This window comes from Pseudomonas sp. LBUM1668, assembly GCF_059695715.1.
Genome location: NZ_CP166787.1, coordinates 1,035,065 through 1,059,586, shown reverse-complemented (window position 1 = coordinate 1,059,586; position 24,522 = coordinate 1,035,065). Strand labels below are relative to the sequence as shown.

At 59.6% G+C, this 24,522-nt stretch carries 20 protein-coding genes; 13 read left to right on the top strand and 7 right to left on the bottom strand.

The annotated features are described in order from the left end of the window. Positions 1-111 precede the first annotated feature (111 nt). The 4 genes from ACA061_RS04615 (at position 112) to ACA061_RS04600 (ending at position 5,194) form a co-directional block, all read left to right on the top strand. The gene (locus ACA061_RS04615) at positions 112-1,677 is read left to right on the top strand and encodes an MBOAT family O-acyltransferase (RefSeq protein ID WP_150594969.1); all 1,566 of its coding nucleotides are present in this window, start codon (positions 112-114) and stop codon (positions 1,675-1,677) included. Between the two features lie 10 nt (positions 1,678-1,687). Further along, positions 1,688-2,863, top strand: a complete 1,176-nt coding sequence (locus ACA061_RS04610; RefSeq protein ID WP_150603714.1) for an alginate O-acetyltransferase — start codon at positions 1,688-1,690, stop codon at positions 2,861-2,863. Between the two features lie 14 nt (positions 2,864-2,877). Continuing rightward, complete coding sequence (locus ACA061_RS04605; protein ID WP_042557747.1) at positions 2,878-3,534, top strand: alginate O-acetyltransferase AlgF; 657 nt, start codon at positions 2,878-2,880, stop codon at positions 3,532-3,534. A gap of 208 nt (positions 3,535-3,742) precedes the next feature. Continuing rightward, positions 3,743-5,194, top strand: coding sequence for a mannose-1-phosphate guanylyltransferase/mannose-6-phosphate isomerase (locus ACA061_RS04600; protein WP_150603712.1), 1,452 nt, complete (start codon positions 3,743-3,745; stop codon positions 5,192-5,194). A gap of 79 nt (positions 5,195-5,273) precedes the next feature. Here ACA061_RS04600 and ACA061_RS04595 read toward each other — a convergent pair whose 3' ends face one another. Then, entirely contained in the window at positions 5,274-8,057 is a 2,784-nt protein-coding gene (locus tag ACA061_RS04595) for an RHS repeat domain-containing protein (RefSeq protein ID WP_497300706.1), read from the bottom strand. Positions 8,058-8,240: 183 nt separating this feature from the next. Here ACA061_RS04595 and ACA061_RS04590 point away from each other — a divergent pair, with 183 nt between their 5' ends. After that, a complete protein-coding gene (locus ACA061_RS04590; protein WP_042557745.1) occupies positions 8,241-8,705 on the top strand; it encodes a hypothetical protein in 465 nt (154 codons plus the stop codon). Positions 8,706-8,743: 38 nt separating this feature from the next. Next, on the top strand, positions 8,744-9,568 hold the full coding sequence (locus tag ACA061_RS04585) for an SDR family oxidoreductase (RefSeq protein ID WP_497300705.1): 825 nt from the start codon (positions 8,744-8,746) through the stop codon (positions 9,566-9,568). A 130-nt stretch (positions 9,569-9,698) separates the two neighbouring features. Here the strand turns inward: ACA061_RS04585 and ACA061_RS04580 are convergent, their stop codons facing one another. Next, positions 9,699-10,580: a LysR family transcriptional regulator gene (locus tag ACA061_RS04580; protein ID WP_497300704.1), complete on the bottom strand. Its 882-nt coding sequence runs from the start codon at positions 10,578-10,580 to the stop codon at positions 9,699-9,701. A gap of 109 nt (positions 10,581-10,689) precedes the next feature. Here ACA061_RS04580 and ACA061_RS04575 point away from each other — a divergent pair, with 109 nt between their 5' ends. Together ACA061_RS04575 and ACA061_RS04570 are read left to right on the top strand one after the other, a co-directional pair. Beyond that, positions 10,690-12,060, top strand: coding sequence for an MFS transporter (locus tag ACA061_RS04575; protein WP_210701460.1), 1,371 nt, complete (start codon positions 10,690-10,692; stop codon positions 12,058-12,060). Next, positions 12,057-12,455 carry a DUF4440 domain-containing protein gene (locus ACA061_RS04570; RefSeq protein WP_497300702.1) on the top strand — a complete coding sequence of 133 codons (399 nt, stop codon included), beginning with the start codon at positions 12,057-12,059 and terminating at the stop codon, positions 12,453-12,455. The genes ACA061_RS04575 and ACA061_RS04570 overlap by 4 nt, the downstream gene beginning before the upstream one ends. A gap of 139 nt (positions 12,456-12,594) precedes the next feature. Here ACA061_RS04570 and ACA061_RS04565 read toward each other — a convergent pair whose 3' ends face one another. The 4 genes from ACA061_RS04565 to ACA061_RS04550 all read right to left on the bottom strand — a co-directional run bounded on the left by ACA061_RS04565 (position 12,595) and on the right by ACA061_RS04550 (position 17,585). Continuing rightward, positions 12,595-13,461: an efflux RND transporter periplasmic adaptor subunit gene (locus ACA061_RS04565; protein ID WP_150617188.1), complete on the bottom strand. Its 867-nt coding sequence runs from the start codon at positions 13,459-13,461 to the stop codon at positions 12,595-12,597. Between the two features lie 10 nt (positions 13,462-13,471). Next, a complete protein-coding gene (locus ACA061_RS04560; protein WP_007914106.1) occupies positions 13,472-13,672 on the bottom strand; it encodes a DUF1656 domain-containing protein in 201 nt (66 codons plus the stop codon). Continuing rightward, complete coding sequence (locus ACA061_RS04555; protein ID WP_497300700.1) at positions 13,662-15,854, bottom strand: FUSC family protein; 2,193 nt, start codon at positions 15,852-15,854, stop codon at positions 13,662-13,664. Before ACA061_RS04555 ends, ACA061_RS04560 begins: the two co-directional genes overlap by 11 nt. Before the next feature lie 231 nt (positions 15,855-16,085). Then, positions 16,086-17,585, bottom strand: coding sequence for an efflux transporter outer membrane subunit (locus ACA061_RS04550; RefSeq protein ID WP_497300698.1), 1,500 nt, complete (start codon positions 17,583-17,585; stop codon positions 16,086-16,088). A 280-nt stretch (positions 17,586-17,865) separates the two neighbouring features. Between ACA061_RS04550 and ACA061_RS04545 the strand changes: the two genes are divergently transcribed. The 4 genes from ACA061_RS04545 (at position 17,866) to ACA061_RS04530 (ending at position 22,495) form a co-directional block, all read left to right on the top strand. Further along, complete coding sequence (locus ACA061_RS04545; RefSeq protein WP_497300697.1) at positions 17,866-18,834, top strand: LysR family transcriptional regulator; 969 nt, start codon at positions 17,866-17,868, stop codon at positions 18,832-18,834. Positions 18,835-19,214: 380 nt separating this feature from the next. Then, positions 19,215-19,589 carry a DUF6124 family protein gene (locus ACA061_RS04540; RefSeq protein ID WP_150617185.1) on the top strand — a complete coding sequence of 125 codons (375 nt, stop codon included), beginning with the start codon at positions 19,215-19,217 and terminating at the stop codon, positions 19,587-19,589. Positions 19,590-20,875: 1,286 nt separating this feature from the next. Then, the gene (locus tag ACA061_RS04535; RefSeq protein WP_210554550.1) at positions 20,876-21,850 is read left to right on the top strand and encodes a 2-hydroxyacid dehydrogenase; all 975 of its coding nucleotides are present in this window, start codon (positions 20,876-20,878) and stop codon (positions 21,848-21,850) included. Positions 21,851-21,985: 135 nt separating this feature from the next. Beyond that, positions 21,986-22,495, top strand: a complete 510-nt coding sequence (locus ACA061_RS04530; RefSeq protein ID WP_150617183.1) for a DUF2165 family protein — start codon at positions 21,986-21,988, stop codon at positions 22,493-22,495. 20 nt (positions 22,496-22,515) lie between these two features. Here ACA061_RS04530 and ACA061_RS04525 read toward each other — a convergent pair whose 3' ends face one another. Further along, on the bottom strand, positions 22,516-23,418 hold the full coding sequence (locus ACA061_RS04525; protein WP_210554549.1) for a DMT family transporter: 903 nt from the start codon (positions 23,416-23,418) through the stop codon (positions 22,516-22,518). A 139-nt stretch (positions 23,419-23,557) separates the two neighbouring features. Between ACA061_RS04525 and ACA061_RS04520 the strand changes: the two genes are divergently transcribed. Continuing rightward, positions 23,558-24,433, top strand: coding sequence for an AraC family transcriptional regulator (locus ACA061_RS04520; RefSeq protein ID WP_210701452.1), 876 nt, complete (start codon positions 23,558-23,560; stop codon positions 24,431-24,433). The last annotated feature ends 89 nt before the right edge of the window (positions 24,434-24,522 follow it).

Here is a 24,522-nt window from a genome sequence, read left to right as displayed (position 1 = left end):
CTACAGGGGGTAGGTATCAGGTTTGAGATTTGAGTTGGCCCTCCGGTTTTTCGGTGGGGGGTTTGGGGGGGCTTTGGCCCTTGACTGTTGGTTAAAACTGGAGAGATCGGGATGGTATTTTCATCCAACGTGTTCCTGTTTCTGTTCTTGCCGATCTTTCTCGGCATGTACTACCTGAGCGGGATTCGTTATCGCAATCTGCTGCTGCTACTCGCCAGCTACGTGTTCTATGCGTGGTGGCGAGTGGACTTCCTGGCGCTGTTCGCTGCCGTCACGTTGTGGAACTACTGGATCGGCCTGAAAGTCGGTGCTGCCGGCGTGCGGACCAAACCGGCGCAACGCTGGCTGTTGCTCGGCGTGGCAGTGGATCTGTGCATCCTCGGCTACTTCAAGTACGCCAACTTCGGCGTCGACAGCATCAACGCGATGATGACCTCGGTCGGCCTGTCGCCGTTCATCCTGACCCACGTGCTATTGCCGATCGGTATCTCGTTCTACATTTTCGAGTCGATCAGCTACATCATCGACGTGTATCGCGGTGACACCCCAGCGACGCGCAACCTGATCGACTTCGCGGCATTCGTGGCGATCTTCCCGCACCTGATCGCCGGCCCGGTTCTGCGTTTCCGTGACCTCGCCGATCAGTTCAACAACCGTACGCACACCCTCGACAAGTTCTCCGAGGGCTGCACGCGGTTCATGCAGGGTTTCATCAAGAAGGTCTTCATCGCCGACACCCTGGCGGTAGTTGCCGACCATTGCTTCGCCCTGCAAAACCCGACCACGGGCGATGCCTGGCTGGGTGCGCTGGCGTATACCGCGCAACTGTATTTCGACTTCTCCGGTTACAGCGACATGGCGATTGGTCTGGGCTTGATGATGGGTTTTCGCTTCATGGAAAACTTCAAGCAGCCGTACATCAGTCAGTCGATCACCGAGTTCTGGCGTCGCTGGCACATCAGCCTGTCCACCTGGCTGCGTGACTACCTGTACATCACCCTTGGCGGTAACCGTAAAGGTACGTTGATGACCTATCGCAACCTGTTCCTGACCATGCTTCTGGGTGGTCTGTGGCACGGCGCGAACATCACCTACATCGTCTGGGGCGCCTGGCACGGCATGTGGCTGGCCATCGAGAAAGCGCTGGGCCTGAACACCTCGCCACGCAGTCTCAACCCGATCCGCTGGGCACTGACTTTCCTGCTGGTGGTGATGGGCTGGGTGATCTTCCGCGCAGAGAACCTGCACGTTGCCGGTCGCATGTACGGCGCGATGTTCAGCTTCGGCGAATGGTCGCTGTCGGAACTCAATCAGGCCAGCCTCACCGGTCTGCAAGTGGCAACTCTGGTGGTGGCGTACGTGACGCTGGCGTTCTTCGGCCTGCGTGATCTGTACACCAATCAGCCACCGGTCAAGGCCAAACCTGAAGTCAACGTCGAGGCCGACGGCCCTGCCACTGCCACTCCAGGAATGATCAAAGCGGTGCCCGGCGACAACCCGGCAAGCATCCACGAGCCTGGCTACACCGTCGGCGTCGAAGCCCAGGTGCAACCGGCCTACTGGACTGCTGACTGGTCGCGCTACGCAATGCGCGCCGTGATTCTGCTGCTGTTCATTGCCTCGATTCTCAAACTCTCGGCGCAAAGCTTCTCGCCGTTCCTTTACTTCCAGTTCTGAGGGATCTGACATGACCCGCTCATTACGCATCTTCTACATCGCCCTGTTCCTGGTGACCTTGCTGGTGCTCGGTCTGTGGTCGGTTCGCAGCTTCTTCGGCTTCAGCACCAACGCCGACGCGACGGTGCTCAACGGCCGCTGGACCAAGGCTGTGGAAACCCATTACGACGAAGAGTTTCCGATCAAGCGTCTGGGCACCAACCTCTGGGCCGCGCTGGATTTCAAACTGTTCAACGAAGGTCGTCCGGGCGTCGTGCTCGGTCGCGATCAGTGGTTGTACAGCGATGAGGAATTCAACCCGATCGTTAACGAAGAGCTGAACCTGCAAGGCAACTACGCGCTGGTTGAAGGCGTGCGCCAGACCCTGAAAGACAAAGGCGTGAAACTGGTGATGGCGATCGTGCCGGCCAAGGTTCGTCTGTACCCGGAGCACCTGGGTGAAGTGAAACCGGCGAGCATTCACGCCAACCTTTACGAGGACTTCCACGCACGGGTTGCGGCGGACAAGATCCTTGCGCCCGATCTGCTCAAGCCATTGCAACAAGCCAAGCAGAACGGTCAGCAAGTGTTCCTGCGCACCGACACTCACTGGACGCCAGAGGGTGCCGAAGTTGCCGCCAATACCCTGGCCAAGACCATCGCCGACAAGTTCCCGCTCAGCGGCGAGCCTCAGCGTTTCGTCACCACGCCAGCGGAAAAGGTCACGCACAAGGGCGATCTGCGTCTGTTCCTGCCGCTTGATCCGCTGTTCGAAAACCTGATGCCGGCGCAAGAGCCGCTGCAAAAGCGCAACACCGTAGCCGCTGGCGAGCAACCTGGCGGTGACGACGCACTGTTCGCCAACAGCGAAGTGCCGGTCGCGCTGATCGGTACCAGCTACAGCGCCAACCCGAACTGGAACTTCGTCGGTGCGCTGAAACAAGCGCTGCACAGCGACGTCGTGAGCTACGCCGAAGACGGCCACGGCCCGATCCTGCCGATGCTCAGCTACCTCAAAAGCGATGACTTCAAGAACAGCCCGCCACAGGTGCTGATCTGGGAGTTTCCTGAACGTTATCTGCCTGTGAACAACGAAATCGGTGACGCCGACCCGCAGTGGGTCGCAGAGCTTAAACAAGCCGGCGCACGCCAACAAAACGTAGCTGCAAACACTAAATCCGAGACGCCCGACCGGGCGCAAAACTGAAAGAGAGGTACACCATGACTTTCACTACTACTCCTCGCCGTCTCGCTAAAAGCTTCGCTCTGGTTGCTGGCCTCAGCGTGCTTTCCGTACCCGCCTTCGCTGGTGGCGATGCTGCCCTTTACGGCCCTACGGCGCCAAAAGGTTCGAGCTTCGTGCGCATCTATAACGCCAGCAACGCTGAAGTCAGCGCCACCGTTGGCAGCACCAACCTGAGCGATGTTGCGCCACTGGCCAGCAGCGACTTCAGCTTCATGCCGGGCGGCGACTACAGCGCCAAGGTCGGCAGCCAGACCCTGCCGGTAAAACTCGCCGGTGATCACTACTACACACTGGTCAACAACGCTTCCGGCGCGCCGCAACTGATCGAAGAGCCGCCGTTCAAGAACAAGCAGAAATCCCTGGTGCGCGTGCAGAACCTCAGCGACAAGCCGCTGACCCTGAAGACTGCCGACGGCAAGACTGAAGTGGTCAAAACCGTGGCTGCCAAGGGCCGTGGCGAACGTGAAATCAACCCGGTGAAAGTCAGCCTGGCGCTGTACGAAGGCGACAAGAAAGTCGGCGACGTGAAGCCGGTTGCCCTGGAACGCGGTGAAGCAGCGGTGCTGTACGTCACCGGTTCCGGCAGCAGCCTGTCGCCAGTCTGGGTGAAACGCCCGGTGTCGACGCGCTAATCAATTTCCCACAGAGACGCTGACCTCTGTAGGAGCTGCCGCAGGCTGCGATCTTTTGACTTTGCTTTTGCAGATCAAGATCAACAGATCGCAGCCTTCGGCAGCTCCTACAGGGAATGGCGGCGGTCTCTGGGTACGAAACAAAAACAAGAGTGAAACGACACAGCGTTCGTGGCTCTAACCCAATCGATTTTATGGAGTAAACAATATGATTCCGGTGATCTTGTCAGGTGGTAGCGGCTCACGTCTTTGGCCGCTTTCGCGTAAGCAGTTCCCTAAGCAATTCCTCGCCCTGACCGGCGAACACACCTTGTTCCAGCAAACCCTGGAACGCCTGGTGTTCGAAGGCATGGACACCCCGATCGTGGTCTGCAACAAAGATCACCGCTTCATCGTCAACGAGCAGTTGGCCAACCGCAAACTCGAATGCCAGCGCATCCTGATGGAACCGTTTGGCCGCAACACCGCGCCAGCCGTGGCGCTGACCGCGATGATGCTGGTCAATGAAGGCCGTGACGAACTGATGCTGGTGCTGCCCGCCGACCACGTACTGGAAGACCAGAAAGCCCTGCAACGAGCATTGGCCCTGGCCACCGTGGCTGCCGAAAACGGCGAAATGGTGTTGTTCGGCGTGCCGGCGACCAAACCGGAAACCGGTTACGGCTACATCAAATCCACCGCTGATTCGCTGCTGCCCGAAGGCGTCAGCCGCGTTTCGCACTTTGTCGAAAAACCAGACGTCAAACGCGCCACCGAATACGTGCAATCCGGCGGTTACTTCTGGAACAGCGGCATGTTCCTGTTCCGCGCCAGCCGCTTCCTCGAAGAGCTGAAAAAGCACGACCCGGACATCTACGACACCTGCCTGCTGACCCTTGAGCGCAGCGAGCATGACGCCGACACCGTCACGCTGGACGAAGCGACTTTCGCCTGCTGCCCGGACAATTCCATCGACTACTCAGTGATGGAAAAAACCCAGCGTGCCTGCGTCGTGCCACTGAGCGCGGGCTGGAGCGATGTCGGTTGCTGGTCGTCGCTGTGGGAAGTCAACGAGAAAGACGCCAATGGCAACGTCACCAAAGGTGATGTGGTGATTCAGGACAGCAAGAACTGCATGATCCACGGCAACGGCAAACTGGTGTCGGTGATCGGCCTGGAAAACATCGTCGTGGTCGAAACCAAGGACGCGATGATGATTGCCCACAAGGACAAGGTCCAGGGCGTCAAGCAGATGGTCAACACCCTCAACGAACAGGGCCGCAGCGAAACCCAGAACCACTGCGAAGTCTATCGTCCGTGGGGTTCCTACGACTCGGTGGACATGGGCGGGCGTTTCCAGGTCAAGCACATCTCGGTCAAACCGGGCGCGTGCCTGTCGCTGCAAATGCACCACCACCGCGCCGAACACTGGATCGTGGTCAGCGGCACCGCCGAAGTGACCTGCGATGACAACGTGTTCCTGCTGTGCGAGAACCAGTCGACCTACATCCCGATCGCGTCGGTGCATCGCCTGCGCAACCCGGGCAAGATCCCGCTGGAAATCATCGAAGTGCAATCGGGTTCGTACCTGGGCGAAGACGATATCGAGCGCTTTGAAGATATCTACGGTCGTTCCACTCCGATCGAGCGCGGCGTGTCGGTGAAAACCATCGCGCAGTAACGCTCAGTAAGACAAGAAGCCCTCGCCCAGCCCGTTGCGTTCCCTATCCGCAGCGGGTTGGGTGGGGGTTTTTATTGGCTCAGTGGAATGGTTTCCAAGAACCCGTTCCTCCTTCGCTATAGCTCACAATAAATGCACTCGGAATCGGGTTGATGAAAGTCATTTCGGATGTAGTACCCGGAATCATTGCCACAAAATCGGATTCTTCCACCGTTGTCGCACTCATCAAGAGCCGAGTATCCATACGTCTATTCGGGTTAAACGACATGGGTGCCGCAAGTCCCAAGGTTGAATCGTTGATCGCTCGCTCTTCCAGTCCAGGTATTTCCATCCGGTAGAGGTAGCGGCGCTGACCAGCGTAGCCACCGGATTGGTCATCTATGCCTGTCGAGACATAACGTGGGTTACTAAACCCGACATGTGTGCGGGCATGTCCATTCCATCCCTGCTTAGTGACGTCATTGCGAAAAATTTGCTTGTAGTCTTTTCTAGGCTCCTTCGGGAAAAAACCGCCCGCGCTTCGGATATCGTCGGGAGAACGATTATCCGACCTCATGACTATCACCGCGCCTGTCGAACTAATCATCAATTCATGGTGGCCAATCGTCCTTCTGCTGCTCGCGTAGGATGGCAGTGGGCCTGACGTTTGCGTGCTTCTACCCACATCAACCTGCGGATTGGGTGGACGAGGTGTCACGTTTTCCTTTTCGGCAGACATATTTTTAATCGGTGGAATGGGCATAGCTGAACGGATCGGAGTCGGGAATGCAGTCGGCCGTGGTGGCACTTGGGGACGGCCAGGAGTCGGGAATGCATTGGGCCTTGGGGGGATCGGAGGACGCGCGGACGAAGGACCATTGGTCCGGCTTGAACCAACTCCCGTTAAATTGCTCGTAGCAACAAGTCCATTTTTGTCGATCAGCGATATTGGATTGTTGACCACCATCCGGAAAAGATTGAGGCCATCTATAGCCTCTGCCGGATCGGGATTCAGCCACCGCTGCAACCACGGCATGTAATAGCGACAACCGTAATAGTAAAGTCCGGTGGCATCGCGCTCCTTACCCGAATAACGGATGGTTTTGTGACTGACTTCGCTGTCCTTGCTCCATGCCGTCTCGCCAAAAGGATAAAAGCTTTCCTGACTGATGATGCGGGCATCCTCGCCCAGCTCCAGACTGGTTGATCCCAAATGATCGGTGATGGTGTACCGGTAGTGGTCGTTGGAACCGGTCGGCGGCGCACTGTCCCAATGCAAAACCCGCACGCTGTTGAGGCCGCCTCCGGCAATGATTACGTGCAGCTGTCTGCCAGTTGCCGTGTCGTCGCGCAATTCCAACCCGGGTAGATAGCGCACCTCGTCAACAATGCCACGGGCGTTTGTCTGCGATGAGCGCATCTTGCGTACACGCTGTTCGTCACCGTCATAAACATATTGCTCAAGGTCATTGAGTCCACTGGCCCGCTCGACCGGCGTGACTAATTGCAGCTGATTACGCAGATTCCACGTCAACGAACGCCCCGCCTCCAGCGCCCGCAAATTTCCACGGGAATCAAACGTCGCAGCGATCTCCTCTTCAGTGGGCGGTACGTCGTCGCGAAAAGGCAGGCAGCGATTGCTGAACCGCGCGGCTTTAAGCTTTCGTCCGCTGCGCGCGCCCACATGCGTCAGCTCCAGCAGATTGCCGGATTCATCGTAGCGATAGCTCTGTCGATAATTACTCAACGCCGCCGGATCATTGCGGTCCAGAGACTCTGGCCCCTGACTGGCAGCCCCCGCCTCCCATCCGGTTGCCTCGCTCAATTGGTAGAGGCTGTCGTAGGTAAACCGGCTGACCGGATCGATGCGCTGATTGGCAAAGTAGCGAATCGGCAGTGCCTTGTCCTCGATGCTCAGCACATTGCCAATCCGGTCGTATTCGTAGCGAAGAAGCTGTAAGTCTTCACCGCTGCCCTTCTTCGCCTGACGTTCCAGCAAACGGCCGTCCTCGGGGCGATAGGTTAATGTCGTCCGCACCCCGTTGCCTGCCAACTCCTGGGTGACTTGCCCGTCAGCGTTGTAGCGAATGTCACTGACCAGTACCTGCGCTTCGGACTGATGTTTCAGTTGCAGATGGCTGGCACGCAAGCGGCCATCAAGGGTGAAGTCGCTGCCCTGCCGATTGCCCCGCGCATCGACCTGTTCGATCACCTGCCCCTGTGGCCCGAAACGCCATTGGGTCGTTGCGCCCTCGCCGGGCTCCAGCAACCGCGCACGTTGATCAATCGGCTCGGGCCAATCCGGGGTGACGGAATCCAGGGTGAAATGCCGGGTGTTTTCGCTGCATTGGCCGCTGAACGCAAAGGTTTCAAACAACACACTGCCCGCCGGATCATCATGGCGAATCAACTGGCCGAGCTGGTTGCGGGTCGGGTCAGCCGTATCGGCCTCGCCATACATGAAACGCTCGACGCATAGCCGAGGTTGCGATTCACCTTCTTCAAACACCGCCAACGGGCGCAGCAGCGGGTCGTGTTGTATTTCGCGACGAGTGCCACGACTGTCCCAATCGAACAGCACTTGCCCACCGCCCCCATGCAAGGCGATCTGTATGCCGGCATCGACGCTGTCCGAGCGCAGCACCTGGCCGTTCAGCGAATAAACCGAGGTCAGATTGGCCGGAGTCTGCGGATCGCTGATTTGCAGCGCCCACAAACGTGGATCCCACTGGGCGACGGCGCGCCCGGCTACGTCATGCCGAGTGCGGTTGACGCGGGTTTGAACCGGTTCAACGACCTCGGTGCGCCAATAGTCGACCGTACGAACCGGCAATCCACGCGGGTCGTTTGCCGAAAGCGTCGGTGTTCTGCTGTGCACGCTCATCATTTCTGCTTCGCACGGTAGCGACGTCCTTTTCGTCTGTCGGCATCAAAGCAGTCGGGCGGCACGAATGCCTACTGTCAGAAATTACAGTTCCGACCAACGGTGCATTCGCTTGCGCAACGAATGTCTATTGGGGCGTCCCTTCGGTAGGATGGTGCTCACGAGTTAAAGGAGCGTTCAAACATGTTCATCGGCGTCTTGCTGGTCATCACCTGGTTGATCCTGTTGCTGCGCTATCCGGCCAAGGCGTTACCGGTTTCGGTCGCAGCGGCCGTCGGCCTCGCACTGGTGGCGATGTGGGTGGTGTGGCTGGACAACCGCGAGGTCAAGCAACTGGCACGCCTGGAACTACGCATCAGCTATGCGCCCGAACAATGCCCGGCAGATCGACCGCTGCAACTGAAGATGAACAACGGCAACGACGTGCCACTGACCGAACTGCGCTGGCGCATCGCGGCCTATGCACCGGGCGACACCGTCAATCTGGCCGATAACCAATACACTGCCCCGCGTTACCGTGGCCCCGGCGAGTTGCAGGCTGGCGGCAGTTGGGAAGATTGCCTGCCGATGCCGCCGCTGCGGCCCGGTTATCGCCCACAAACCCTGGAGTTTCGCGCCGAGCGATTGCAGGGTAGTTTCTCCGACTGACCCCTCCCCCACCGTTTTTTTTGCACAAGGAATGCGCCATGCCCGTTGCGTTGATTACCGGTTGTTCGAGCGGCATCGGCCGCGCCCTGGCCGACGCTTTCAAGAACGCCGGTTTCGAAGTCTGGGCCACTGCGCGCAAGGCTGAAGATGTCGCCGCGCTGGCCTCAGCCGGGTTTATTACGGTGCAGCTCGACGTCAATGACGGCGTGGCACTGGAGCAACTTGGCGTGCGAATCAATCAGCAACACGGCGGCCTCGATGTGCTGATCAACAACGCCGGTTATGGCGCTATGGGCCCGCTGCTCGACGGCGGCGTGCCCGCCATGCAGCGTCAGTTCGAAACCAACGTATTCTCGATTGTCGGCGTCACCCGTGCGCTGTTCCCGGTGCTGCGTCGGGGCAAAGGCCTGGTGGTGAATATCGGCAGCGTTTCCGGGGTTTTGGTTACGCCGTTCGCCGGCGCCTACTGTGCCTCGAAAGCCGCCGTACATGCCTTGAGCGACGCGTTGCGTATGGAGCTGGCACCGTTCGGCATCCGCGTGATGGAAGTCCAGCCCGGGGCGATTCAGTCGAGCTTTGCAAAGAACGCCGGGCACGAGGCCGAGCAGTTGATCAACGAGCAATCGCCATGGTTTCCCTTGCGTGAAGGCATTCGGGCGCGGGCCAAGGCCTCGCAGGACAAGCCGACACCGGCCCGAGACTTTGCTGCTGAACTGCTTAAAGCCGTGCAGCAGAGCAAACCACCACGGCTGATCCGCATCGGCAATGGCAGCCGGGCGTTGCCGTTGTTGGCAGCACTGTTGCCCAAAGGGTTGCTGGAATCGACGTTGATGAAGCGGTTCGGCTTGCGTGGGCAACTCTAAGACCGGGTTGACCTCATCGCGGGCAAGCCCGCTCCCACAGGTTTTTCGGTGTACTCGAAAACCCAAAATGCTACATAACCTGTGGGAGCGAGCTTGCTCGCGATTGGGCCGGAGCAATCACCGCAAAATCTCAACCCCAGCCTTTCATGAAATCAATGAACGCCCGCACCTTCAGCGGCAAATGCCGGGTGTCCGGGTACAGCGCGTACACGCCTTGCTGGGCAAAACGGTAGTCCGCCAACAAGTGCTGTAACCGTCCGGCGTCGAGATCTTCCTGGATCAGCCACTGCGGCAGAATGGCCACGCCCTGCCCGGTCAATGCAAATGCCCGCAGCGTTGCCGAGTTGTCCGCGACGATCGCGGTCGTCCCCGGTTTTGGCTGATAGAAATGCTCGCTGCCGGCCGGGTCGGTGACCGTCATTTCCGGTACGCGTCCATGCCCCAGTGTCGGCATCGACTCCAGCACCGCCAGGGTGCTGACGGGTGCAAAACGTTCGACCAACTCCGGCGCCGCCACTGCAAACACCTCGAACGTCGACAACTGCACCGCGCGCAGATTGGAGTCGTGCATGCGTCCGAGGCGAATCGCCAGATCAAAACGTTCAGAGATCAGATCGGCGTGGGTCGAGGAAGTGGACAGGTGAATATTCAGTTGCGGCTGCTGCTGACGAAACACTTCCAGCGCCGGCACCACCTGCGCCAGAGCAAATTCCACGGTGGTGGTGATGCGCAACGTGCCCTTTAGCTGTGAGTGCTCGGAACGAGCCTCCTCGATGGCCAGTCGCGCTTCATCCAGCGTGCGCAAACAGCGCCGATAGAAGCGCTCGCCGGCATCGGTCAGCGCCAATTGCCGCGTATTACGGGTGAGCAACGTGACGCCCAGCTCCTCTTCCAGCCGCTTGAGGTTGAAGCTCACCACCGCTCGCGTCTGCCCAAGCGTATCGGCGGCTGCGGTCAACGACCCGGCCTCGACCACGGCTTTAAAGGTGTCAAAACGGTCCAGGCTGACCATGTTCACGGCGCTCCTTGTCAAAATTATTTTGACAAACTAGCAGCCAAACCAGCGTTTTCCTATCGTCAGAAGCACCCTACCCTGCACGCCTCATCACAGGGAAGTTGCCATGGCCTATCGCTCAAAAGTCGCGCTGGTGTATTTACTGGGTTTCGCCCTCGACCTGCTCAACATGTTCGCCGCCAGCATTGCCTACCCGGACATCGCCCGGCAGTTGCACGCCTCGGTGACGCAACTGGCGTGGATCACCAACGCCTACATGCTCGGGCTGACGCTGATCATTCCGATGAGCGTGTGGCTGGCGGCACGGGTGGGCGAGCGCCGGCTGATTCTCGGCTCGTTGCTGTTGTTCGCCATCGCGTCCGGACTGGTGGCCCAGGCCGGGTCGATTGAAAGCCTGATCGGCTGGCGATTGCTGCAAGGGCTGGGTGGCGGGTTACTGCTGCCGGTCGGTCAGGCCCTGGCCTACCGAGAGTTTCCTGCGACGCAGCGCGCGCACTTCACCGGTGTGGTGCTGCTGGTGGCGCTGATGGTGCCGGCCCTGTCGCCCGCGGCCGGTGGGCTGATTGTTCAGGCGTTGTCGTGGCGCTGGATTTTCTACCTGAACATGCCTATGGCACTGTTGGCTTTCGGGCTCGGCCTGCTCTGGTTGAAGCCCGACCAACCCACCCGCGTACGACCGACACTGGACGCACGCGGCCTGCTGTTGGCCGTGTCGGCTCTGAGCCTGTTGTTGATTGCCGTGAGCCTGGCAAGCGCAACCGCAACCCGCCACCTGGCTGGCGCCGTGCTGCTGCTCAGCGCCTTAACCTTGTGCGTGTACTTGCGCGATGGCTGGCACAAACCTGGTGCGGTGCTTGACCTGCAACTGATCAAGAACCCGTCATTGCGTCTGGCAATGCTGATCTACCTGTTTGTGCCGGGCGTCTTTACCGGTACCAACATGCTTGCCGTGTTGTACCTGCACGACCTCGGTTTCGGCGCAGCGCAAACCGGTGCACTGATGCTGTCCTGGGCGGCGGCTTCGGGACTGGCGATCATGCTTGGCAAACGCAGTTTCAACCGAGTCGGTCCCAAGCCGTTGCTGATCGCGGGCATGCTTTTGCAAAGCCTGGGCATTGTCATGCTGATGCAGATCGAACAACCCGCAGCCGGCCCTCTGATAATCGCCTATGCGCTGATGGGCCTGGGCGGCAGCCTGTGCAGCGTCACCGCGCAGACCTTGGCGTTTGTCGGCATGAGCGCGGAAAAAATGGGTCACTCCAGCGCCCTCTGGAACATCAATCGCCAGCTCGGTTTCTGCCTCGGCGCGGCGCTGCTCAGTTCATTGCTGGGCGCACTCGGCGCCAACGGTTTCAAATATTGTTTTCTCGCCGCCGCGCTGCTCACGCTCTTGCCGATGGCCGCCGTGCTGCGTTTCGATGCGAGCAAAGTGCTCGCGCTGCTGAACTCACCTGCCCTTCAGGAAAAATCCACATGACTGACTACACCGACTACTTTGCCGAAGTGATCGAGGCGCACGAGGCCATAGAGCGATGGTTTGCCGTGGCAGAGGACGAGACCGCTCTGGAGCGATTACTGACACGCTTTTCACCCCGGTTTTCGATGATTTCGCCGCTGGGTCGCGTGCTTGATTTCGAAGCCTTGCGGGGGCTGTTTCAAATAGCTGGAGGCAAGAAGAACGGGTTCAGGATTGAGCTCAGCCAACTGCACGGGATTGCGTTGCATGAACGTGGCGCGACGCTGAGTTATCGAGAGCAGCAGTCGGATGCGAGTGGGTTGCACACTGATCGCCAATCGACTGTGGTGTTTGAAAAACTCGAATCCGGGCGCGTGGTCTGGCTGCATTTGCACGAGACGTTTTGCAGTGAGTGAATGCTCGATCGCTGTCTGAATCTGTCTGAAACACCGAGTCGCTCTCATCGCGAGCAGGCTCACTCCTACAGGAGATCTCTAGCGCAGCGCAGATCCAGTGTAGGAGTGAGCCTGCTCGCGATGGCAACGACGCGGTCGGTCAGTTATCCACAACGTCCTGTTTCACCACGACCGTGCAAGTAATCCCCGCCGCCAACAGCACACCCTCTGGCACTTCATCGATGTGAATGCGCACCGGCACCCGCTGCGCCAGGCGCACCCAGTTGAACGTCGGATTCACATCGGCGATCAGCTCGCGGCTTTCAGGGTTGTCGCGGTCGTAGATGCCGCGAGAAATGCTTTCCACATGGCCTTTCAACACTTCGCCGCTCATCAGTTGCATGTCGGCCTTATCACCCACGCGCACGTGCGGCAGTTTGGTTTCTTCGAAGAAGCCGTAGACCCAGAACGAATTCATGTCGACCACGGCCATTTTTGCCTCGCCGATGCGCGCGTAGTCGCCGCGATGCACGTTGAGGTTGGTCACGTAGCCGTCCACCGCCGCGCGCACTTCGGTGCGTTTGAGGTTGAGTTCGGCCGCTTCCAGTTGCGCCTGCGCGTGTTGGTAATCGGCCAGTGCGGCGTCTGCGATGTTGCTGGCGTCGTCGCGGTTTTCCCTGGAGATCACCAACGCGTCCATATCGGCGCGGCGATGGGCGTTGACCTTGCGCATCTCCCACGTCGACTTGCGTGAAGCGACCAGCGACTGCGCCTGTTTCACCGCGATGCGGTAGTGCTCAGGGTCGATCTGCATGAGCAAATCGCCCTTCTTCACCAGTTGGTTGTCGCGCACCGGCACGTTGACCACTTCACCGGTGACGTCGGCGGCGACGTTGATGATGTCCGCACGCACCCGGCCGTCGCGGGTCCACGGCGTGTCCATGTAATGCACCCACAAGGTCCGGCCGATCCACAGCGCAAGGGCCAGCACCAGCAGGGTTGCGAGCAGGCTGAAAAACTTTTTCATCAGATCGTTCTCAACGGTAGACAGTCAGCGCCATCGCGCCGAACAGACAGGTAAACAGACTCAGGCGCAGCAGCGCCGGGTGCCAGAAGAAGCGGTACAGATCAAACCCCGACAAGAACCGGTCCACCGCCCAGGCTAGCGCCGCAGCGATGAAAAACATCAGGGTCATGGTTGGCATGTACACGCCGTGGAAGGCGATTTCACGAGGCATGGGCAAGTCCTTCGGGCTTGGCGGGCGCGAACGCGGCAAGCGGTGATTGCGGGTCGAGCAAGGACGTGCGGATAAAGTGCAGATAGCTCTTCACCCGACGCAACGCCGAGGTATCGAAGTGCGGCGCGAACGGTTCATCGGTGGCCGCAACACGACTGATCGCATGATCGACCGCGACCAGTGCGCGCTCCAGATTGCTGGCGTTGGGGTGCAGAAACAGCCGCACCAGCGAGCGCCCCATAACGCGGATTGCCTGACGCCACGGCTGCGACTCGGCATACGCCGGATGCACCGGCAGAATCGCCTGTTCCTTGCGCAACTCGATGATCGCGTGGCCGACTTCAAGCACCACGAACATCCAGCGCAGCAAGTTCTTCTGGACCTTCGGCTCACCGGCCGCCAGACCGTAGGCCTGATGCAGCAGGTCGCGGGTGCGGCTCTCGAAACTCGACGCCAGGCCTTTGAGTCTGCCGCTGATCGCATAGACCACTTGCCCGCGCAGATCCTGCTCCAGCCGTTGCCACAACCAACGGCTGTTCGGCGGCAGAATAATCGCCCCGGCAGCTGCGCAGACCAGCATGCCGATGACCATGGCGATGTAGTCATTGATGAAGGTGTACGGGTTGTAGACCGTCAGGTTGTCCGGCACAGAGCCTGTGCTGAAGAAGATCAGCAAACCGAGACCGACACCGGCGTATTGCGGCCGCGACGTAAGAAACGAGCCGAGCACGATCACCGGCGCGAGCATCACGCACAGCAATGGAAAACCGTCGATCCACGGAAAGATGAAAAACATCTCGAAGAAGCCGATCAGCGCGCCGAGGAACGTCCCGCACGCCATCTGGAATGCCATGCGTTTCGGGTTCGGCGTGGCAGCGGACAGGCCCACCGTGGCGGCGGCAATCAGGGTCATGGTCGCGCCGCTCGGCCACGCGGTGGCCACCCAATAACTGCCCAGCACGATCAGGATGAACGAGGCACGAATCCCCGAAGCAGCCGCTGCCCACCAGTTGGTTTGCGGGGTAAACGGCTCATCCCAACGCTCGCGTTCGTGGCGGTGATCAGCTAAGGACGCGTGGGTCTGTGCATAACTGTGCAGGTCATCGACGAAGCGATAGAGCAACTCGTAAGCGGTGTGGAAATCCAGTTGCTCGGCGTCGCTCGGCTCACTCTCCTGAAACGTCGCGCGCAGGCTACGCACCCGCGCTGGCAGGCCTTCTTTATAGGTCGCAAGCGCCGTCGCCAGGCGTGCGGCATCGGGACTGGTCAGGGCACGACCGCTGAAGCTGTCGAGCACTTCGGCCAGGTCCTGCAGACCCGGCCTGATTGCCGCCACGACGTGTTCTTCGCCATTGCCGCGCAGACGTTCAAGCAACTGGTGCAGGGCGTTGAAGCGCGTGGTGATGCCCATGAACTCACTGTTCAAACGGCTGAGGCGGCCATTGCGCCGGCGCATGTGCGGGTCTTCGAACACGGTCACGCTGCGCAGCCCTTCCAGCCCCACCGCTTCGGCAATAAAGCGTACGTTGGTCGCCTCAAAGGATTCGGTTTTGCTACGCCCGCGCAAGCCATCGGTGACGAACAGCGCGAACACGCCGAAACGCTGATACAGAGCGTTGCGCATCGCCGCACTGGCGGTTTGCGGCAGGATCGCGGCGCTGACCACGGTGGCGCAGAGAATCCCCAGCGATATTTCCAGCACCCGCCAAACCGCCGCCATAAACGCGCCGTCAGGGTGGGCCAGCGCCGGCAACCCGACCATTGCGGCGGTGTAACCCGCCAGCACGAATCCATAGGCGCGGAAGTTACGGCAACGCGCGGCACCGGCCGAGCAGATGCCGACCCAGATCGCCAGAGAGCCGAGGAACAGCTCGGTGTTCTGCGCAAACAGCGCGATCAACGTGACCATCATCGCCGAGCCGGCCAGCGTGCCCAGAAAGCGATAGAAACTCTTGGCGAACACCTGCCCGCTTTGCGGCTGCATGACGATGAACACGGTGATCATCGCCGTGCGCGGTTGCGGCAATTCCAGACGCATGGCCAGCCACAGGGTGAGGAACGCGGCGAGCAACACCTTGATGATGTAGACCCAGGTCACGCCATCGCTGCGCGCCCAGTCAAAAAAACCGCGACGCCATTCCAGGGAGTAGAGCCAGCGCAGGGGGGCAGGCAAGGGAGTCATTTAATCTTGCTCATGGTTGTCGGCAGGAAGTTTTACTTAGGTACATGGAAAACCCTGTGGCGAGGGGATTTATCCCCGATGGGCTGCGAAGCGGCCCCAAAACCAGCGAGCGCGGTGTGTCTGTGAAAACTCGATTGCAGTGTTTGGGGCTGCTGCGCAGCCCATCGGGGATAAATCCCCTCGCCACAGAAATCCCCTCGCCACAGGGTTGGTGTGCAGTAAGTTGGGTGTTCAACGCAGGAGCATCGGAGTTTTCGGGGCTTGGGTTTTCTCGTCACTCGGCACGTCATTACCCGCACCCAGCCCACCACCCAGCGCCGTCACCAATTCCGCATGCGCACTCAACCGCGCCGCCTGCACCTGCTGTTGCACTTGCTGCTGTTTGAACAGCAATGTTTGCGCGTTGAGCACGTTGAGGTAATCGGTGAGGCCGCGCTGATAAGCGATCATCGCGATGTCGTAAGTCTTCTGCGCGGTGGCCACCGATTCGGCGGCGAACTCTTGCTGCTTGTCCATCGACTCACGGCGGATCAATTGGTCAGAAATATTCTTCAGCGCATTGACCAGCGTCTGGTTGTAATGCGCCACGGCGATGTCAAAACCAGCCGACGCTTCACCCAGTTCGGCACGCAGTCGCCCTCCGTCGAAGATCGGCAGCGAGATCGCCGGCCCCACGTTGTAATTGAGTTTCTTGCCGCTCAAAAACTCCAGCGCACCACCGCCGGTGGCCATGTAACCGAGGCTGCCGACCAGATCGACGTTGGGATAAAAACCGGCATGCGCCACATCAATGCCACGCGCCTGCGCCGCCACTTGCCAGCGGCTGGCGACCACATCCGGACGCTGACCGAGCAGTTCGGCGGGCAGTGCCGAAGGCAGTTTCAGTGCGGCACCAAGGGCCAGCGTCGGGCGCTGCAACTGCGCGCCGTCACCCGGGCCTTTACCCGCCAGTGCGGCGAGTTGATTGCGACTGAGGGCGATCTCTTCGTCCAGCGCATCGAGTTGCCGATGGGTTTCCGGCAAAGGCGTTTGCGCCTGGCTGACTTCAAAGTGCGTGCCGATCCCGCCGTCCAGACGCTTTTGCGCCAGATCGAGAATCTGCTGTTGCTGCTTTAGTGTCGCGGCGACGATGTCGCGCTGGGCGTAGTGCAGCGACAGTTCGATGTAGGCACGCACGATGTTGTTCTGCAACTCCAACTGCGCCAATCGCGCCTCGGCAGCGCTCATGTGCGCCAGATCCACCGCCCGTTCGCTGGCATTGCTTTCGCGTCCCCAGAGGTCGAGGGCGTAACTGAAACCCAGCGCGGCGTTGTTGTCCCAGGTGGTGGTGTTGGCCAGCTCGCCCGGACCGTAGAACTGATCGGTCGGCCAGTTGTGGCGCTTGAGCGTCGACTCAGCATTGATCTGCAACGACTCGGCCGCTTCAGCGACACCGGCCATGGCCTTGGCCTGACGCACCCGCGCGGCGGCCATGGCCATGCTCGGGCTGCCTTGTACGGCGAGGTCGATCCAGCGGTTCAATTGCGGGTCGCCGTAGGCTTGCCACCATTGTGCGGTGGGCCAATTGGCGTCACGGGCGGCGTGGGCGATGGCGTCGTCGGTGGCCAGTGCATTGGCTTGCAGTGCCTTGCCCTGCGGGGCAATACCTTCGGTTGAAATGCAGCCGCCGAGACTTAGGGCGAAAGCCAGAACACTGAGCGGCAAAAGCGCTCTGTTGATGCGACGCGGCACAGCTGCGAATTCCTGAGAAGGGGATATGGCGGGGCTTACTCACTCTGTAGGAGCTGCCGAAGGCTGCGATCTTTTGATCTTGATCCCTTAAAACAAAATCAAAAGATCGCAGCCTTCGGCAGCTCCTACAGGGAACGGCGCAATTCTAGGGGGCGGCCTGAGCGGCGATAAGCTGGGAATCTTGTGAATCTTTGTTACCGTTAACGAGATAATTCCTTGGTCGGGGGTTTCGACCCCGAAACTTCGTGTCACAATTTGCCATCTGCCTTGAGAGCACCCCATGGACACTTTGCAAAACATGCGCGCCTTCAGTTGCGTGGCCGAAGCCGGCAGCTTCACCGCCGCCGCCGTGCAACTCGACACCACCACCGCCAACGTTTCGCGCGCGGTCTCCAACCTGGAAGCCCACCTGCAAACCCGACTGCTCAACCGCACAACCCGGCGCATCGCCCTGACCGAGGCCGGCAAGCGTTATCTGCTGCGTTGCGAACAGATCCTCGCTTACGTCGAAGAAGCGGAGGCAGAAGCCAGCCAGGCCCACGCCCGCCCGGCCGGACAGTTGAAAGTGCACACCATGACCGGCATCGGCCAGCACTTCGTCATCGACGCCATCGCCCGCTATCGCAAGACACACCCCGACGTGACCTTCGACCTGACCATGGCCAACCGCGTGCCGGACCTGCTCGATGAAGGCTACGACGTCTCCATCGTGCTGGCTCGCGAACTGCCAGACTCGGGCTTCGTCTCGCAGCGCCTGGGCATCACCTACAGCATCGTCTGTGCCTCACCGGCCTACGTGAAAGCCAACGGCTGCGCACAAAAGCCCAGCGACCTGCTCAACCACGCCTGTCTGCGCCTTGTAAGCCCGGTGATCCCGCTGGAGAAATGGGCATTCGACGGCCCGGAAGGTCAGGAGATGGTCACCATCAATAGCTCACCGTTTCTGGTGAACTCTGCCGACGCGATGAAAACCGCAATCATCAGCGGCATGGGCGTCGGCGTCCTGCCCGTGTACGCCGCCATCGAAGGTTTGCGCAACGGCACGCTGGTGCGAGTGATGCCGAACTACCGCTCGCAGGAACTGAACCTGTACGCAATCTACCCGTCGCGCCAATACCTGGATGCGAAGATCAAGACGTGGGTCGAGTACCTGCGCGGCTCCCTGCCGGAAATTCTCGCAGCGCATCAGGCGGAACTGGCCGCCTACGAACTCAGCGGCAGCCTCGCCGGAGCCCGAGTCGCCAAGTGATTTTCAACACACCGTGAAACCTGTAGGAGCTGCCGAAGGCTGCGATCTTTTGACCTTGATGTTTAAAAATCAAAAGATCGCAGCCTACGGCAGCTCCTACATTTCGTGGTTTTCGCGGAAGTTTCCGACAGGTTTTGAAGGTTGTCCGTCGGAAGTGCGGTGGATAGGCTTTGGGTGTCGCTGACGAATCAGCGACCGGACTTGGTCGTCCGGGTTTAGAATGGCGCACTTTTCAAGCTTGCTTAATGGCGAGCTGTGCGTGGGAGGGCCTCGGCCCTGCCGGGTTTCCATTCCCTGGTCGACCAACCCGCGTACGGTTCGCCACCCTTCTGCTTGGTCGCAGCGTCTGGCGAACTCCACATCCCGAATGGAGTTTCACCTTGAAAAAGCCAACACCCAATCCACCCGAAGCGGATAACACCACGCCTTACGAAGCCGCCGGTTCGAAGAAATTCCACGAAGCCGCCGAGCGCGCCCTCGACCACTACCTCAAACCCAACGCCCTGACCCTGCGCTTCCACAAACCCAGCACCATGTTCCAGGTCGCGCCGGACCAAGACAACGAAAGCCTCCTCGTCCACGCCTGCGAATCACTGGCGCAAGCCAGCCTCATGAGCAGTGACATTGCTGCGTACGTCGACCTTCCGCAGCGCCGGACGATTCTGGCGATTCAGCAGATCATCATGCTGGCGGAACTGGCGGTGAATCGGGTGCTGGATAACGTCGACATACCCCAACCCGCGCCACACAGCTGACCCCTTGCAGGAGTGAGCCTGCTCGCGATTGCAGGCTCACATTCAACATCGGTGGTGCCTGACACACCGTCATCGCGAGCAGGCTCACTCCTACAATGTGAATCGCATACAACCTGCTAAAAATCGATCGGCTGTCAGGCCGCCATCGCTGGCAAGCCAGCTCCCACATTTGAAATGAGTACATTCGCCAAAGACCGGTCGGCTGTCAGGCCGCCATCGCTGGCAGGCCAGCCCCAACATTTGAAAGGAGCACACCCGCCAAAGACCGGTCGGCTGTCAGGCCGCCATCGCTGGCAAGCCAGCTCCCACATTTGAAAGGAGTACACCCGCCAGAGACCGGTCGGCTGTCAGGCCGCCATCGCTGGCAAGCCAGCTCCCACATTTGAAATGAGTACATTCGCCAAAGACCGGTCGGCTGTCAGGCCGCCATCGCTGGCAGACCAGCTCCCACATTTGAAAGGAGCACACCTGCCAGAGACCGGTCGGCTGTCAGGCCGCCATCGCTGGCAGGCCAGCTCCCACATTTGAAATGAGTACATCTGCCAAAGACCGGTCGGCTATCAGGCCGCCATCGCTGGCAAGCCAGCTCCCACATTTGAAATGAGTACATTCGCCAAAGACCGGTCGGCTGTCAGGCCGCCATCGCTGGCAGGCCAGCTCCCACATTTGAAAGGAGCACACCCGCCAGAGACCGGTCGGCTATCAGGCCGCCATCGCTGGCAAGCCAGCTCCCACATTTGAAAGGAGTACACCCGCCAAAGACCGGTCGGCTGTCAGGCCGCCATCAGCAAGATCAAAAGATCGCAGCCTTCGGCAGCTCCTACACGGGAGATGAGTACAACCCGCACGCGGCGAATGCCGCCCCACTCAACAATGAGCGTTAGCTCGAGTAAAGCTCTTGATCTTGATCCACGGGCGACTTCGGAAGGCTGAGCGCAGGGATTGATCCGGGCGTGGGAGCGCAGCGACCGTTTGGCGAAGCCAAACACAGCGAAAGGAGGTGCAGCGAAGCAAACCGTAGACGCTGCGCCCGGATCGATCCCGGAGCGAAGGAACCCCGAGCCCCAGCGAGCGGGCCGCACGTAGGAGCAAGCCTTTTTGGTTACTTTTTCGGCGTCTGGAAAAAGTGACCCGCCGTAAGGGCGGAACCCCTGATCAGCAACACCCCAAGCAACGGATATACACCCAAAACCCCCAAGAACATGGTCGGCCCAAAGGCCGCCAAGACACCCCAAAACAAAAATGTTAGCTTGCTTGGCATCAAGCCCGAACAAGAGCCAAAAACGATGAAAAAGACTGTCCTGGCCTTCAGCCGCATCACCCCCCCAATGATCGAACGCCTGCAACAAGAGTTCGACGTCATCGTCCCCAACCCAAAAGCCGGCGACATCAACGCCCAGTTCAACGAAGCCCTGCCCCACGCCCACGGCCTCATCGGCGTCGGCCGCAAACTCGGCAAGGCCCAACTCGAAACCGCCACAAAACTCGAAGTGGTCTCCAGCGTGTCGGTCGGCTACGACAACTACGACCTCGACTACTTCAACGAACGCGGGATCATGCTCACCAACACCCCGGACGTGCTCACCGAAAGCACCGCCGACCTCGCCTTCACGCTGATCATGAGCAGCGCCCGCCGCGTCGCCGAACTCGACGCCTGGACCAAGGCAGGCCAATGGCAAGCCAGCGTCGGCGCCCCGCTGTTCGGCTCTGACGTACACGGCAAAACCCTCGGCATCGTCGGCATGGGCAACATCGGCGCCGCCGTCGCCCGCCGGGGTCGGTTCGGTTTCAACATGCCGATCATCTACAGCGGCAACAGCCGCAAGACCGAACTTGAGCAAGAACTCGGCGCACAATTTCGCAGCCTCGACCAACTGCTGGCCGAAGCCGACTTTGTCTGCCTGGTGGTGCCACTCAGTGACAAGACCCGCCACCTGATCAGCTATCGTGAACTGGCCCTGATGAAGCCGAGCGCGATTCTGGTCAACATCTCCCGCGGCCCGGTGGTCGATGAACCGGCACTGATCGAGGCGCTGCAAAACAACCGCATCCGCGGTGCCGGCCTCGACGTCTACGAAAAAGAACCGCTGGCCGAGTCGCCGCTGTTCCAGCTGAAAAACGCCGTGACCTTGCCGCACATCGGCTCGGCCACCCACGAAACCCGCGAAGCCATGGCCAATCGCGCCCTCGCCAACCTGCGCAGCGCGCTGCTCGGCGAACGTCCGCAGGATCTGGTCAACCCGCAGGTCTGGCGAGGATAAAAAACAGGGCAAGTGCTCTGCAGCACTTGCCCGTTCATTCTCCCGAAACACATAACTTGCAACTTTACTGAACAACGAAATAAACACTGCCGCTATAAACTCGCCAGACAAAAACCTCTCTGGAGAGTATAAAACTTGAGAAACCTCAGCACCGACCAACTTGTCCGTTACAGCAAAATAATGCTGATGGCCTACATCAGCTTCTTTGGCATTCTGGTGATATACAGCAATTTCACTGACTACCCGTCAAACTATGAATATGTCGGGCACATCCTCAGTATGGACACCACTAAAACCAACGAAAACATTCGTTATAGAGCAATCACATCGCCCATGCTGCACCACCGCATTTACTGGCTCATCATAACCCTGGAAGTGATTTACACCGTGTGCTGCCTGCTGGGCACTTATCACCTTTATCAAAAGCTGGACGAATCAGCAGAAGCCTTCCACGACGCCAAGAAACTCTCGATTATCGGTTTGATGATCGCCATATTCATATATTACGTGGGCCTGCAAACCATCGGCGTTGAATGGTTCGACATGGACACCTCACAATCATGGAATGCCAAGGACTGGGCCCGACACATTATCGACTTTATACTTCCGGTATTGATTTACATGGTTATGAAAGTTGAGCGCTGAACGCGCAACGCTCAAAAATTTCAGGCCAGTTTGCCCTGACTCGGCAATACGGACATACGTGGTTTGCGAAACACCAGCACATTGCCCAGCATCACCAGTACCAAGCCCGCCAGCGCCGGCGCTGTCCATTGATAGCCTTCGGCAAATGCCGAAACGTTCAACGCCACCACCGGAAACAGCACTGTGCAATACGCTGCACGTTCGGGCCCCATTCGCCCAACCAACGTCAGGTAGGCGGTGAAGCCGATCACTGAGCCGGGAATCACCAGGTACAACAACGCGCCGACATAACGCGGGCTCCAGTCCATTTCGAACGGGATGCCTTTGACCAGACACCACACCGACAGCATCGCGGCACCGTAAGCCATGCCCCAGGCATTGGTGGTCAGGGGTTTGAGCCCGGCCTTCTGTTGCAGGCTCGAGAGCATATTGCCCGCCGAGAAACACAACGTACCGCACAGTGCCAGGCCAAGACCGAGCAAGGTTTGCGGCGTAGCCTGATGGCCGGCCAGTTCCGGCCAGAACAACAGGCCCAGGCCGAACAACCCCACGCCCCCACCCATCAGCACATTGCGGGCAATGCGCTGGCCGAAGAACACCCGCGCATTGAGCGCGTTCCACAAGGTTGCGGTGGAAAAAACAACCGCCACCAGACCGCTGGGAATCCACTGGCTGGCGGTCAGAAAGCACATGAAGTTGACGCAGAACAGACACACGCCCTGCGCCACGCAGATCAGGTGCCCGCGCCGGTTCATCGGTTGCAACCGCCGGCTGAGCAGCAACAGCGCAAACAGCACCAGCGCGGCGAGACCGAAGCGGTAGACGATCGACACCGGAATCTCCACCACGCCCAATTGCCATTTCAAGGCAATCCAGGTGGTGCCCCAGATCAGCACGGTCAGCAGATACAACGACAGGTTCATGGCAGACGCTCCTCAATTGGATTTCAGTGTCCGTCGCGACATGGAAATCCCGCTTGCATAAACTTGCGCTTTTGTCGGCCGACTGGCTGGCAGCGCGAATGCGACGGAGTAGGATGCAAGTCGTTGAAGAGAACCGATCATGGCCACCATCGAAAACCTGCAAGTCTTCCAAGCGCTTAACCGCTCGCAGAACGCATGCCTTGTGCACAGCGCCGAACTCGGTGACGGCTTGTCTGCGGCTTTGTGGACCAATCATCACGACGCCCAGGAATACGAAGCGCCGAGCCATCACACCCTCTCCTGCTATATCGCCGGTGGCACTGGCACGTTTCGTCGCGGTCAGCCGGGCCACAAGGGCGGGCCGGACAAGCTGTGCATCTTGCCGGCGGATCACGAATCAGGCTGGGTGATCAATGGCGATATCCGTCTGGCGCACCTGTATTTCAGTGCCGAGCAATTTGCCCTCGGTTGTGTGACGTTGCTCGATCGCGAGCCGCGCGAGATGCAACTGCGCGAGCAGACCTTTCTCGAAGACCCGCAGCAAGCGCAGCGCTTTCGGCAACTGCTGAACCTGAACTGGGACGAGCCGGCCGAACGTTTGCTGACCAGCAGCATTGCCCATGAATTGATCAGCCATACCTTGCTCAGCCAGGTCGGTGCGCGTCAGGGTTTGCGCCTCAAGGGCGGGCTGGCACCGCACCAGCGTCGGCAACTGGTGGACTTCATCGACAGTCAGTTGGCCGAGCCGATCAGCCTCGGGCAATTGGCCGGTTTGTGCGCGCTGTCGGAATATCACTTTGCGCGAATGTTTCGCGTGAGCTTCGGGCTACCGCCGCATCAATACGTGCTGGCGCGGCGCTTGAGCCGGGCGCGAGAGTTGTTGCGGGGGACGGCGTTGCCATTGGGGGAGATTGCATTGGCTTGCGGGTTTGCCAGTGCCAGCCATTTCACCAATCGGTTCAGGCAGGTGTTGGGTGGCACGCCGGGGGAGTATCGGCAGGCGTTTTTGCGTTAGAGCAAGATCAAAAGATCGCAGCCTTCGGCAGCTCCTACATTTGGAATGCATTCCCCTGTAGGAGCTGCCGAAGGCTGCGATCTTTTGCA